At 61.4% G+C, this 12,099-nt stretch carries 10 protein-coding genes; 7 read left to right on the top strand and 3 right to left on the bottom strand.

Annotated features, from left to right (window positions below; genetic code table 11):
* Positions 1-10 precede the first annotated feature (10 nt).
* Positions 11-901 carry a dienelactone hydrolase family protein gene (locus HDEN_RS13775; protein ID WP_013216742.1) on the bottom strand — a complete coding sequence of 297 codons (891 nt, stop codon included), beginning with the start codon at positions 899-901 and terminating at the stop codon, positions 11-13.
* 181 nt (positions 902-1,082) lie between these two features.
* On the bottom strand, positions 1,083-1,247 hold the full coding sequence (locus tag HDEN_RS18195) for a hypothetical protein (RefSeq protein WP_013216741.1): 165 nt from the start codon (positions 1,245-1,247) through the stop codon (positions 1,083-1,085).
* Positions 1,248-1,653: 406 nt separating this feature from the next.
* Between HDEN_RS18195 and HDEN_RS13770 the strand changes: the two genes are divergently transcribed.
* Positions 1,654-2,502, top strand: a complete 849-nt coding sequence (locus HDEN_RS13770) for a fumarylacetoacetate hydrolase family protein (protein ID WP_013216740.1) — start codon at positions 1,654-1,656, stop codon at positions 2,500-2,502.
* 13 nt (positions 2,503-2,515) lie between these two features.
* On the opposite strand, the gene HDEN_RS13765 is transcribed toward HDEN_RS13770, so the two are convergent.
* Entirely contained in the window at positions 2,516-5,854 is a 3,339-nt protein-coding gene (locus HDEN_RS13765) for a hypothetical protein (RefSeq protein ID WP_013216739.1), read from the bottom strand.
* A gap of 319 nt (positions 5,855-6,173) precedes the next feature.
* Here HDEN_RS13765 and HDEN_RS13760 point away from each other — a divergent pair, with 319 nt between their 5' ends.
* From HDEN_RS13760 to HDEN_RS13735, 6 genes are all read left to right on the top strand, one after another.
* Positions 6,174-6,665: a Fur family transcriptional regulator gene (locus HDEN_RS13760; RefSeq protein ID WP_013216738.1), complete on the top strand. Its 492-nt coding sequence runs from the start codon at positions 6,174-6,176 to the stop codon at positions 6,663-6,665.
* A 29-nt stretch (positions 6,666-6,694) separates the two neighbouring features.
* Positions 6,695-7,567 (top strand): ATP-binding cassette domain-containing protein, encoded by an 873-nt coding sequence (locus tag HDEN_RS13755; protein ID WP_245256648.1) that lies wholly within the window; start codon positions 6,695-6,697, stop codon positions 7,565-7,567.
* The gene (locus tag HDEN_RS13750; protein ID WP_013216736.1) at positions 7,568-8,371 is read left to right on the top strand and encodes a metal ABC transporter permease; all 804 of its coding nucleotides are present in this window, start codon (positions 7,568-7,570) and stop codon (positions 8,369-8,371) included.
* Between the two features lie 33 nt (positions 8,372-8,404).
* Complete coding sequence (gene ispG, locus HDEN_RS13745; RefSeq protein ID WP_013216735.1) at positions 8,405-9,670, top strand: flavodoxin-dependent (E)-4-hydroxy-3-methylbut-2-enyl-diphosphate synthase; 1,266 nt, start codon at positions 8,405-8,407, stop codon at positions 9,668-9,670.
* 227 nt (positions 9,671-9,897) lie between these two features.
* A complete protein-coding gene (locus HDEN_RS13740) occupies positions 9,898-11,220 on the top strand; it encodes a flavin-containing monooxygenase (protein WP_013216734.1) in 1,323 nt (440 codons plus the stop codon).
* A gap of 183 nt (positions 11,221-11,403) precedes the next feature.
* On the top strand, positions 11,404-12,075 hold the full coding sequence (locus HDEN_RS13735) for an outer membrane protein (protein WP_081446243.1): 672 nt from the start codon (positions 11,404-11,406) through the stop codon (positions 12,073-12,075).
* The last annotated feature ends 24 nt before the right edge of the window (positions 12,076-12,099 follow it).

Here is a 12,099-nt window from a genome sequence, read left to right as displayed (position 1 = left end):
GACGGGCAGCTTATGCGAGGACTTTCCATCTCTTGAACCAGTTCGTCATTTGCTGCCACGCGTCCTCGGCCGCGTCCTTATTGTAGCTCGGGCGATAATCGGCGTGGAAGCCATGTCCCGCCGAGGGGTAAATCTTGAATTCAGCAGTTTTTCCCGCCGCCTCAAGCGCGGCCTTCATCCGCTCGACTTGCGCTGGCGGAATGCCCTGGTCCTCGGCCCCGTAAAGTCCGAGGACGGGAGCCTTCATCTCCGGCGCGATCTCGATCGGGCTTTTCGGCCAAAGCTGTTTCTGCGTCGGGGGATCGATCAGCGATCCGTAAAACGCGACGCCTGCCTTCACGTCGTCGTTGGTGGCGCAATACTCCCAAACCGCTCGCCCGCCGCGACAGAATCCAATGATGCCGATCCTGTCCTTGTCGCCGCCCTGAGCTTCGGCCCACCGAACCGTCGCGTCGAGATCGGCGAACAGTTCCGCATCGGGCTTTGCATTGACGAGCGGCATCAGGTCTCGAATTTCGCTGATGCCCGCCAGTTGTCCTTTGCGAAAATAATAATCCGGTGCGACGGCAAGCGCGCCGAGTTTGCCGATACGGCGCGTCACGTCTTTGATGTACTCGTGCAATCCGAAAACCTCCATCGCGACGACAATGATGGGAGGCTTCGCGACATTGGCGGGCCGCGCGAAGTATAACGGCATCTCGCCGCCATCGACTTTGACGTTGCTCATGCCGGCGTCGAGACCGTTCGTATCCGTTTTGATTGCCTCGGCGCGAACGGGTCCGGCAGCGAGTGTGTAGCCGGCGGCAATCGCCGCCGATGCGCTCATGAAGTCGCGCCGTGAGAGCGGCGGCTTCTTGGTAAGTCCGGAGATATCCGATGCCAGGCTGCGGCGTGCCGTCATGACGAACTCCATACTCGTTGCGCGTCATCGAAAGATAGCAGCGCGCCTGTATCATGTCAGGCCGCCAATTCAGTAAAAGCCGCAAGAAAAATAATGAGAAACACTTGGAACCGGATGCGCAAAACGAATGAGGCGACGAGCTTGCGCCCATCGCCTCAATAGAATTCAAACCGAAGACGTCTTATTTCTTGACGCAGGTTTTTGTGGTTTTGTCCCACTTCATGTCTTTTGCTTTCTTGCAGTCAGCTTTCGTCATCGGCGCATCGGCAGCGTTGGCGACGATCGGAGCGGAAAAAGCAACAAGCACGCCGGTGAGAACCGCGCCGCGCACAAGCTTGGAAATCATTGTATCTCTCCTCAATCGGGTTTCCTGGGTGGTGCCCAGGCCTGAGCTTGATACTCCGGCGAGCCTGATCGGGTTCTTACGGCGCATATACTTTTCGGTAAGGTCAGCACGTCTGCATCGCGGAAATTTTTTCTTCGATCGTTCTTGCGCGGATCAGAGACCGACAAAATTTCGCCAATAATATTTTCTGGCGACGAGCACCCAATCACCCCGCGAATTGCGAACATGTTCGCACGCGGCATGCGAATGAAATAACGCTCAGCCTGCGCCGATAAGTCCAAATGCGCGGCGTTCCGGGTCGGCTTTCAATGATTGTTGCCGCTTTGAGCATCGTTTATGACACCCGGCGGGCGTCATCCGCCCTGACTATGCCAGCACCGTCGCAAGCCTAGGGGATAAAACAACTATGAAGCTCGTTCGATTTGGCGCGCATGGCGCGGAAAAACCCGGCATCGTGGACCGCGACGGAACCATCCGCGATCTCTCGGCGCATGTTCCCGATTTTTCCGGTGCCAACCTCGCGCCAGCCGCCCTCGCGAAGCTCGCCGCCATCGATCCGTCATCTCTGCCGAAGGCGCCGGAAGGCGTTCGGCTCGGACCTCCGGTCGCCGGCACGCACAACTTCATCGCCATTGGGTTGAACTACGCCGACCATGCCAAGGAGACCGGCCAGGAAATCCCGAGCGAGCCCATCCTGTTCAACAAGGCCACGACGTCGATCTGCGGTCCGAACGACGATGTGATGATCCCGCGCAATTCCCGCCACACCGATTGGGAATGCGAAATCGCTTTCGTCATCGGCGCACGCGCCCGCTACGTCGAAGCGAAGGATTGGGCGAACTACATCGCCGGCTACTGCATTTGCAATGACGTTTCCGAGCGCAGCTTCCAGAGCAAGCGTGGCGGGCAGTGGGTGAAGGGAAAATCGGCGGAAACATTCGGTCCGATCGGCCCCTGGCTGGTGACGCCGGACGAAATCCCGAATGTCGATAATCTCGCCATGTCGCTCGACGTCAACGGCGTGCGCAAGCAGACCGGCTCGACCGCGACGATGATCTTCAACATTCCCTTCCTGCTCGCCTACGTCACGGAATTCATGGTTCTCGAACCCGGCGACATCATTTCGACTGGCACGCCGCCGGGCGTCGGCACCGCGCGTAATCCGCGAGAGTTCCTGAAGGCGGGCGACGTGGTCGAGCTGAACATCGAGGGCCTAGGCACGCAGCGCCAGAACGTCGTTCCGTTCGCCCTCTGATCAAAGCCTGAAATCACACGTCATCGTTATCGGACGGCTCGTCACGGTCGTTTGATCTGTTGAAGAAATTCCGCAGATCAGGTCCAGACCGCACGGCGAGCCGCTTTCGTATCTCGTCCCACGATTGCGGATTGTCGAGGTTCAGCGTGTCGAGCGCCTCGTGCACCGATCTCAGCTGATCCTTGAGCTGCTGCTCGCCGTGGACGAGACCGTCGTCCGGTTGCGCAGCAGCCTCCAGTTCCTCGATCAAATAGCGGACAAGCCCCATTTCCGGGAACAGCATGTAGAGAAGAAGGTCGTCGCGCACGCGCCCGTCGATGCCATCGAGCAATGACAGCTTGCGCTCGTCGCCATCGGTTTCCCTGCGCAGCCTCGAATAGACTTCGCTCAGAACCCGATCCTGCTCGTCTTGGAAGGCACGCAGCAGAATGCCGAGGCTTTCGTTCTTCTTGCTCTGCGAGTTGAGCATCTTCCAGGCTTCGAGGATCGCATCGCGCGATTGCGGCAGGCTCAGCCGTTTGTCAACGACATCGGAACTGAGATGGATCGCATCGAGCAGGGCCTCTCGGTAGTGCGTGACGAGCCGCGCGCGCTCTTCGTCCGACAGCGGACTGATGCGCGGCAGAGCCGGTCTCGGCTTTTCGATCTCGCGCGGACGAGGCTCGAACTGAAGTTCGGGCTGAAGCGCATGCAGTTCTCCGCCTTCGATGGCCGGTTGATCCCTGAAGCCTTCGGCGCGTGCGCGCTCAAGCCGGTATTGCGGCGAATCCGGTGCCGTCGCCCGGATCGTCAGCAGCGTTTCGTAGAGCGTCGGCCGGATGTAATAGCGATCATCGATCTTGAGATCCGGCGCAACGGCCTTGACCGCCGATCCCGCATTCATCACGCGGCGAACGACTCGCGAGTCGTACTCGTTGGCGATTTCGGTCAGCGTCACCATCGACGTGAAGCCTTCCGTCTCCCGGATCGGTTCCAGCGTGTTGAGCACGATTTCGGAATGCTCTCGCGGATGCGGAGCCAGCGCCGCAGATACAAGCTGATCGAGGCGCGCCCGATCTTTTGCCGAAGCGTCCGTCTTGAATTGCTTGTCGACGACGCTCGAAAGATATTCGCGCAGCTCGCTGCGCACGCGGTAGCGCTCGGGATTGTGCGAGACGGTTTCGACCGCGCCGATATCCGCGCCAGCCGTCAGCACCATGCGCACGCGATCCGCCTGCGAGCGTTCCATCGCGCTGAGATCGGCGAGCGCGGAAAATCCGTCCTGGTTCGTGATCGGCCTGAACGACGTGAGCGTCAGCCACGCCGTCTCATAGGGATGCGCACCGAGCGCCGCGTTGATCGTCGCTTCCAGCTGCGATCCCGAGCGCGATTTGTAGCTCGGGATATCCGACAGCGGCGAGCGCACGGCATTCGCGCCGAACAGACCGGACATGAAAATCAAGCCATCGAGACCAATGGCAATGGCAAGCGCCAGATACGCGAGACGGTTGCCGTCCTGAAACGCGTTGAGCGTCACGACGAAGCGATGCGCCTTGTCATCGCGCGACAGCTCGATCTGATTGATCTTCGAGCGCAGCGCCGCGGTATCCTCGCTCGGCAGCGCGCTGTCCGACAGGCACCGGCGTGCGAACGCATACAGATCGTCCGTCGATTTGTTCTCGACGAGATGCTCGCCGCCGACGCACGTCTCCTGGAAAACCTTGGTGCCGGACTGCAATGCGAAGAGCCCGGATGCGGCATCCGAAACGGTCTTGGGATCGCAGTCGATGCCATTGAGCAGCGGTTTCGTCTCTGGCGTTGCCGCCAGCGCGCCGTAGATATCGTTGCAGAACCGCTGCACGGTCGCGAGGCGCGCCGTATTCGGATCGGCGCGGAACTCTGAGCGCGCGCGGTCGAAGGTCGGCATGATTTTCGACGGATCGATCTTCGGCCCGCTGTCGTCCTTCGCCGAAGTATCGGAAAGAGCGATCCGCTGCTTCGCCGTATCGGCTTCGCCTTTATATTTCGCGAGGTCGCCGTCGAGCGTCGCCAGCTCCGCATCGATCGCCGCAAGCCGCGTCTCGACCGTGTTGAGACGCTTCTGCGCGTCTTTCATGCGCTCGCCCGCGATTTGGGCGGCGCCCTGCGCCATCGCAAGTTCGGCCATCCGCTGGCGGTAGATCGGACCTCGGCCCGCTTTCAGCGTGCCTTCGACGCCTTTGTCTTCCGCAAGCGCTTCGACGCGTTTCGCATCGACGTCCTTGGTCTTCAGATCAAATTCGGATTTTTTCGTCGCGTAGTCGGCCGCAAGCTCCGGACGCTCTGCGGCGAGGCGAGACTTTTCATCAGTCAGCGAGGTCTTGCGTCCCGCGAGTCCGGCTTGCCCAGCCTCGGCGGAAGAAATCCGCTCCTGCTGCTCCTTGACGGCCCGGCTGCGCGCCTCGATTTGCGCATTCACGTAACGCTCGATCGCGCCCTGAGACTGCGCTGCGGCTTCCGTGATCGCGCCGAGTTCCTGGTCATAGGCTTTCCACGCGTCGGTCGTGAAGACGTCCGCAGCCAAGCTGTTGGTGCGCGATGCGAGCGCATGCTCGATGTCGGTGACGATGCCGGAAACCTGGTTCTGCGCGCGAAGCTCCGCCGCGCGAACGCGCTCCGACTGCGGGAAGATCGAGGTAAAGAAGCTGTCGAACGAGAAGAACACACTCGTCGCCATGCAGGCGAGAAACATCAGCCACAGCATTGAATTGCGGATGATGACTCGCGCGACCTGCAGATACGGCCGCACCAGATCGTTGGCCGCATAGAGCGCGAACAGCGCCACCATCAGCAGGCCCGCGCCGATCATCAGGAACTTGTCGCCCGCATTCGCCCAGCCGAGGCCTTCGACGTTTGCCTGCTTGACGTCGGTCTGCCCAGTCCATTGCAGGAACAGCACGAACCCGGTGATGAAAAGCAGAAGCCCGATCGCGCTGCCGAGCCACGGCTGCACGGACGCGCTGACGAGCGAAGAAGAGTCGGCTTTACGCGCCCGCGTGTTCATGCCCGTCGCGAAGCTCTCGCCGATCAGCCACGCGACGATCAGCATGATGCCCTGGATGCCGAACGTCACCATGCCGGAGAGCAGCGGCTCGCCGGTGAAATTGTACATTCCTTCCCAGGTCCGCCATCCGGCCGCCGCCGAGAGGACGATGCCGGTCGTACCGAGCAGCGCCAGCCGCCAGTTCGTGAAAACCGTTTCCTCGATCGTGTCGCGCAACCGCCGCGCGACGCGCGTTCTCAAGAGAAGCGCAATGGCCGCCGTCAGGAAAATCGCGGTGCCGATCGGCCGGGCGTTTTCACTTATGAGGTCAATCAGATGCTTGACGTCCATCGGGGGCAAAATCCCAGCTAGGGCACGGGCGAATCACTGGCCGCCATTTTGCGCAAATGACGCGGCTGATTGGCGGCAGACCATCCTTTAAATATCGCACCCGTGCGAAAGTCCTTGAAAGTCGGCAAATCCTCGGGGGAAGGACATGCAACCGCATGTGGTCGATCCGCCGGTAACGTCAAGCTTCGAGAGCCAAAAAAGGTTCGCAAGGCCCTGTCCGAGCGTTGAACCGAATAGCGGCCGGTCACGACATGTTATATTGTCCAGCCGCCCAATGCGGGCCATGATGACTGAACTTTCGCGGTCCAGAGGACTGTTCATGACAGCAGATACAGGTGAGGTGCAACGCTCACGGGATAAGGTCAAGCTGTCCGTCGACCAGGCCACCGCGATCTTCGCTGAGAAAAACCTCCGTTTTACCGACTTGCGGCGCAAGGTGTTCGAGGAGATCGCCTCGACGCAGGCGAGCGTCGGCGCCTACGAAGTCCTGGATCGCCTTGCGAAGAAGGGCACGCGGCTGGCCCCCATTTCAATTTACCGGGCGCTCGACGCCTTGCTCGAAGCCGGCGTCGTCCACCGCCTCGAAAGCAAGAACGCATACTTCGCCTGCCGTCAGCTCCACCGGCCGCGAACCGGCCGCCGCCCGATGTTCCTCAGCTGCGAGAAATGCGGCACCGTGCAGGAAGTCGACGGCGACGACATCTTTCGCGCGATCGACTCCGCCGCCCACACCGCGAAATTCGAGCCGCGTGTCCGGTTCGCTGAGGTATCCGGCACCTGCCATGAATGCGCCGGCCGTCGCAAAGCTTGAGCCCGCATTTGCCGATGGAGAGATCGAGTTTGTCGTTATCCCAACAGACCGGACACGCGTCTTCGCCAGCCACGGCGGGCTGTGGCCACGACCACAATCACGACCATGCACACAATCACGATGCGGCGCCGGTCGCCAACGCGCTCATCTCGGCGCGTGGTCTTTGGCTGCGCCGTGGCGGCCGCGATGTGATTGCCGGCGTCGATCTCGACGTCCTGCCCGGCGAGATCGTTACGCTCATCGGCCCGAACGGCGCGGGAAAAACGACGCTGGTGCGCCTCGTCCTCGGCATCGACAAGCCGGATCGCGGCGAGATCATTCGTCCGGTTGCAACGCGCATAGGCTACGTCCCGCAGCGCTTCGAAGTTGACGCCGCGATCCCGATGACGGTCGAGGGTTTTCTCGCACTTGGCTGGCCTGTGCCTGCAAAAGACATTGCAAAAGCCCTGGAAGACGTTGGCGCGCGCCGGACCGCGCACCAGCAATTGTCCAAGCTTTCGGGCGGCGAGACGCAAAGGGTTCTGATCGCGCGCGCCCTGTTGCGCCGCCCCAACCTGCTGATCCTTGACGAGCCTGCGAGCGGCGTCGATTTCGCGGGCGAAGCCGAACTCTATGAACTGGTCGGCAAGCTGCGCGACGAACGCCACCTCGGCATCCTGCTCGTTTCGCATGACCTCCACGTCGTGATGGCGAAAAGCGATCGGGTGATCTGCCTCAACGGTCACGTCTGCTGCTCGGGCGAGCCGGAGCATGTGTCCCAGCACACCGAATACGCGCGCATCTTCGGCCCGAAGGGGGCGTCGTCGTTGAGCGTCTACCGCCACCATCACGATCATGCCCACGATCTCGCCGGCGAACCGAAACCGCTCGCGCCCGACGATTCCGACGGACGAGGCTCCTGAGTGCTGTCCTGGCCTGAGCCGTTCGTCCTGCGCGCATTCTTAGCCGCCGTCGGCCTCGCGCTGATTGCGGCGCCGCTCGGCTGCATCGTGGTCTGGCGCCGAATGTCCTACGTCGGCGAAACGCTGGCGCAGGCCGGGCTTCTCGGCGTGGCGCTGGGACTTGCGCTCCACATCGATCTGACGCTGGCCGTCGTCATCGCGGCGGTCGCGGCCGTCGGAGTGCTGACGATGCTCGGCCGCCAGCGCGTCGTGCCGCTCGACTCAGCCCTGGGGCTCACACACCATGCGACGCTGGCCCTCGGTATCGTCGCCATCGCGCTCGCCAAGGGCCCGGGCATCGATCTGATGAGCTATCTCTTCGGCGATGTCTTCGCCGTGACCTCGACCGACCTGATTTGGGTGTATGCCGGCGGAGCGGTGGTCCTGGCGGCGATTTTCTATCTCTGGGAGCCGCTCGTCCGGCTATCCCTGCACGAGGATCTGGCGACGGCTGAGGGTCTCAATCCGCGTTTGACCCGCGCCGCATTCGATCTTCTCCTCGCCGTCGTTATTGCGGTCGCCATGAAGATCGTGGGAATTTTGCTGGTCATGGCGTTTTTGGTCGTTCCCGCTGTGGCCGCGCGGCCGCTATCCGGAACACCGGCCCGCATGGTTTTACTGGCTGCCGCGATCGCCGTCGCGAGCACGATTTTCGGGCTTTGGCTGTCTCTTTCCAGTGACTTGCCGGGCGGCCCGAGCATTGTCATCGCGATGTGCACTGTCGCGGCCATATCCCTTCTGGCGGGAAGCCTCAGACAAGGCTAGAACGTCGCCAATGGGGCATGGAGAGGTTGGCTGATGTCGCTCAGCGACAGCATCACGATGAAGCCGCGTCATCAAACTATCGCGGTCAACGTTGGCGGCGTGATCGTCGGCGGCGGCGCGCCGGTCGTCGTCCAATCGATGACGAACACCGATACCGCCGACATCGCGTCGACGGTGAAGCAGGTGGCCGATCTGGCCCGCGCCGGCTCCGAGCTCGTGCGCATCACGGTCGATCGCGACGAGGCCGCCAAGGCCGTGCCGCATATTCGCGATCAGCTGCGCAAGCGCGGCGTGACCGTGCCGCTGATCGGCGATTTCCACTATATCGGCCACAAGCTGCTCGGCGAAAATCCCGACTGCGCCGAAGCGCTCGACAAATATCGCATCAACCCCGGCAACGTCGGTTTCAAGGACAAGAAAGACAAGCAGTTCGGCGCCATCATCGATATGGCGATGAAGCACGGCAAGCCGGTGCGCATCGGCGTCAACTGGGGTTCGCTCGATGCTGAACTCCTCACGCATTTGATGGACGAGAACGCAAAGGCCGCGGAACCGCTGCCTGCGCGCGCCGTCATGCACGAAGCGATGGTGCAGTCGGCGCTGCTGTCAGCCGAACGCGCCGAGGAAATGGGTCTCGGTGCCGACCGCATTGTCGTCTCCGGCAAGGTCTCGTCGGTCCAGGATTTGATCGCCGTCTATCACATGCTCGCGCAACGCGGCCGTTACGCGCTGCACCTCGGTTTGACCGAAGCGGGCATGGGTTCGAAGGGCATCGTCGCCTCGTCGGCCGCAATCGGCATTCTGCTGCAGAACGGCATCGGCGATACGATCCGCTTTTCGCTGACGCCCGAGCCCGGCGGCGACCGATCTCAGGAAGTCCGCACCGCGCAGGAATTGTTGCAGACGATGGGCCTCCGCTCGTTCGTCCCGGTCGTTGCGGCGTGCCCCGGTTGCGGACGCACGACGTCGACCGTGTTCCAGGAACTCGCGCGCGACATACAAGACATGATCCGCGATCGCATGCCGGACTGGAAGACACAGTATCCGGGCGTCGAAACGCTGAACTTCGCCGTCATGGGCTGCATCGTGAACGGCCCGGGCGAGAGCAAGCACGCCGACGTCGGCATTTCGCTTCCGGGCACCGGAGAGTCGCCCGCGGCCCCCGTCTTCATCGACGGCAAGAAGGCGATGACGCTGCGCGGCCCGAATATCGCGACCGAGTTCAAGGCGATCGTCGAGGATTACATTGCCCGCCGCTTCGCAGCGCCCGGCATCGCGAAAAGCGACGCTGCCGAATAGATAGGCAGCGTCGATCCCACGTAAATTAAGATTTATCATTCAACCGCTTAAGCGGCCTTAACGGATCGCGCCGCCGCCATTTGCGACGATCCTTCGCTCGCGCCGTTTGCCGGGCCGGGCTAAGTGTTATCCGGCGATTACCACTTCTGAAGATGAACCGACGCAGGCGCTTTCAGGTTTGCTAGACGGTTCGTCTTGTCAAACGTCCACGAAGGATTTCATCCGGAATGAGCGACAGAAGCAGCACCTCCGAACGCCACCTCGTCATCGGCGCCGGTCCGGTCGGGCTCGCGATGGGCGCCGCGCTGAAGCACCGGGGAATTCCTTTCGACATCGTCGATGCCGGCACGGGCGTCGGAGGCAACTGGCTGCACGGTGTCTATCGCTCCGCACACATCGTATCGTCGAAGAAGGCGACCGAGTACGCCGACTATCCGATGCCGGACGAGTTCCCGGATTTTCCTTCCGCCGACCAGATGCTGTCGTATCTCAACGCGTTCGCCCGGGATCGCGGACTGCTCCCGCAATGCGAGTTCAACAAGAGCGTTGTGTCCGTCGTGCCGGAAGACGCGAGCCGCTGGACCGTGACATTCGCCGACGGCGAAACGCGAACGTACAAAGGCGTCGTCGTCTGCAACGGCCATCATTGGGATAAGCGATATCCGGAATTTCGCGGCACGTTTGCCGGTGAAATTCTTCATTCGAAAGATTACCGCGACGTTTCCCAGGTTCAGGGCAAGCGCGTGCTCGTCATCGGCGGCGGCAATTCGGGCGTCGACATGGCGTGCGATGCCGGCCGCTTCGGCGAGAGCTGCGATATCAGTCTGAGATCCGGCTACTGGTATCTGCCGAAAACATTTCTCGGACGTCCGCTGACCGACGTTCCGATCTGGGGCTTGCCGATCTTCGTGCAGCGCGCGCTCTTGAAGACGATGGTCAAGCTCACGATCGGCGACTATCGCCGCTACGGATTACAACACCCCAATCACAAACTGTTCGACCGCCACCCGGCATTCGGAACCGATCTCTTGAGCGCCATTCGCTTGGGACGCGTGAAGCCGCGCCCCGCGATCGATCACGTCGACGGCAACATCGTGACGTTCACTGACGGTTCGAGCGGCGCCTACGATCTGATTATCGCCGCAACCGGATTTCACGCATCGTATCCGTTCTTGCCCGACGGCTTGATCGAGGTGAAAGACAATGTCGTGCAGGTCTACGGCGGCGCATTTCCGGCAGGACTTCGCGGGCTTTATATTGTCGGATGGGCGCAGGCGCGAAACGGCTTCGGCCGCCTCATCACGCCGCTCTCGGATTTATATGCGCGCATGATCGCGATGCAGGACGAGTTGGAGTTCCCGATTGGCACACTGATGGAGCATTCGTTTACACAACGTCTGCCCACCACCCATCTTGTAGATCCTGAAAAATCGCGGCGCGAAATTCGTCTCGCGCATTTGGTTCTGCCGCTGCTCAAAATTCGCGACAGAAGAATGGCTCGCAAAGAGGCGTTCGCCGCGGAAAAAGGACGCGTACCGATTAGGGCTTAGTGCGGGAAAATGTAAAAGCCGCGATTAAAGGGCTGAGAATAATACTCACGGAATAGCAATTATTTTGCGGCATGACTGCTACTCGATTAGCGCATCCGTGCCGCCTAAATGGAACCCTATATTCTGTTAGGCGTTGTCGGGGGCAAGCAGGCCCACGAGGCTGTTCTTACGGGGTAAAACACTATGAGAGCGTTGAATTTGAAGTCGATGCTGCTTGGCAGCGCGACGGTATTGGCAGCTGCGAGTGGCAGCGCCATGGCCGCTGACCTTGGGCCGTATCAGCCCTACAATCCTCCGCCGGAGGCAGCGCCCGTTTATCAGCCCGCGATTTGGGACGGTGCATACATCGGTATCAACGGTGGCTACGGCTGGTCGGATGCGCGTCCGACGGAACCGGAAGGCGGATTTGGTGGCGGCCAGATCGGCTACAACTGGCAGCGCGGCCGGGTCGTCTTCGGTCTGGAAGGTGACTTCCAGGGCGCCGACATCAGTGGCCGGGCCTATACCTTCGACGGTGATACAGCGCGCAGCGATATGAACTGGTTCTCGACCGTTCGCGGCCGCCTCGGCTTCACAAGCGGTCCGTGGCTGCTCTACGCGACGGGCGGTCTCGCAGTCGCTGACGTCGATCATCGCGCCAATCTCGAAGGCCAGAGCTTCCGCGGCAGCGACACGCTGACGGGTTATGCCGTCGGCGGCGGTCTGGAGTGGAAGTTCTCTCAGAACTGGAGCGCGAAGGCTGAGTACCTGTATCTCGGTCTCGGCGATTCCAAGCTGACGGCCGACAACGGCGACTTCGTACGCATCAACAACGACGTTCAGACCGTCCGCGTCGGTCTCAACTATCACTTCTGATCGATTGATCCCGGCTGAGCCCCT

This window comes from Hyphomicrobium denitrificans ATCC 51888 (genome assembly GCF_000143145.1).
GTDB classification, from domain to species: Bacteria; Pseudomonadota; Alphaproteobacteria; order Rhizobiales; family Hyphomicrobiaceae; genus Hyphomicrobium_B; species Hyphomicrobium_B denitrificans.
The sequence above is the reverse complement of the archived record's forward strand: the minus strand, read 5'-3'. Positions and strand labels throughout refer to the sequence as shown.